The organism is uncultured Nitrospira sp. (assembly GCA_902500695.1).
Taxonomy (GTDB): Bacteria; Nitrospirota; Nitrospiria; order Nitrospirales; family UBA8639; genus Nitrospira_E.
In genome coordinates this window covers 51,032-52,154 of record CABVRQ010000022.1, presented here as the reverse complement: position 1 = coordinate 52,154, position 1,123 = coordinate 51,032, and the positions used below count along the sequence as shown (strand labels likewise).

Genomic DNA, 1,123 nt, shown 5'->3' with positions numbered 1-1,123 from the left:
ATCACCACGCCCGCATTGGCCAAAGCGAAAATTGGCATGATGGCAAACGTGACCCACGGGTATAAGGCATGTTCGAGTTTTTGAAGAGGGGGTTGAATTAAATCCTTGGCTGTTTCGAGAGCCTGGATCGCCTGTGACTGTTCTTCGTTTCCTAAGACGGAAACCCCCGAGACTTCGGCCTTTCGGAATTCTTGACTGAATTTTTCGCTTTTATGGGCAAATTCATTTTTTGTGATAGCTGAAGTGGCTGGAATGGTGAAGGCGGCAAGCACTCCCGCAATCGTTGGGTGAAGGCCGGAAAAAAGAAATGCCAACCAAAGGCCGCCAATCCCGAACAGCCCGTATATAAAGGAAGAACGAATGCCCATCCGGTTTGCGCCCATAAGTATGGCTAAGAAGACGAGGCCGGTTGCAAGGCTGATCCATGAGATATCCGAAGTATAAAACAACGCAATCACCAGGACGGCTCCAAGATCGTCAACGATAGCCAGGGTGGTCAGGAAAATTTTCGCGGCAAATGGAACCCTCGGACCCAATAGACCCAGCAGACCGATGGCAAAAGCAATATCGGTGGCCATGGGAATTCCCCAACCGGAACTGTAGGGGGTCTGGAAATTGAGCAGGAGAAATACCAATGCCGGAACAATCATTCCGCCAACAGCAGCGGCAATGGGAAGAATGGCTTGACGGGGTTCGGAAAATTCTCCGACTAATATTTCCCGTTTGATTTCGAGTCCAATGACGAAAAAGAAAATGGCCATCAATCCGTCATTGATCCACAGTAATAAGGGTTTTTCTAATAGATGCGTTCCAATGCCAATGGTGAAAGGGAGTTCCCAAAAATTCGAATAAAGATCCCCATAGGGTGAGTTAGCCAATACCAATGCGAGAGCGGTGCAAACTAATAGAACGATACCACCAGAGGCATTTAGTTTGGTGAAATCTTCAAACGGCGACAGAACCCGTTCCATCGGTCTGGTTTTAACGGTTTGTTTCGCTTCGTGTACAAGATCCATGACTTCGAAGTTCCTGGAATATTATTGTTCAAAATTCTGGATACATCCATGGAGCACATGAATATTTGCCTGCCTGCAATTTAGTAAAGAGTCGTTCAGAAATATTC

The 1,123-nt window shown here is 46.9% G+C and carries 1 protein-coding gene; it reads right to left on the bottom strand.

What is annotated here, in order from left to right; genetic code table 11:
* A partial coding sequence (gene nhaA / locus AAH187_RS07990; protein WP_342347920.1) for a Na+/H+ antiporter NhaA occupies positions 1 to 1,016 on the bottom strand: 1,016 nt, incomplete at its 3' end.
* Positions 1,017 to 1,123 lie beyond the last annotated feature (107 nt).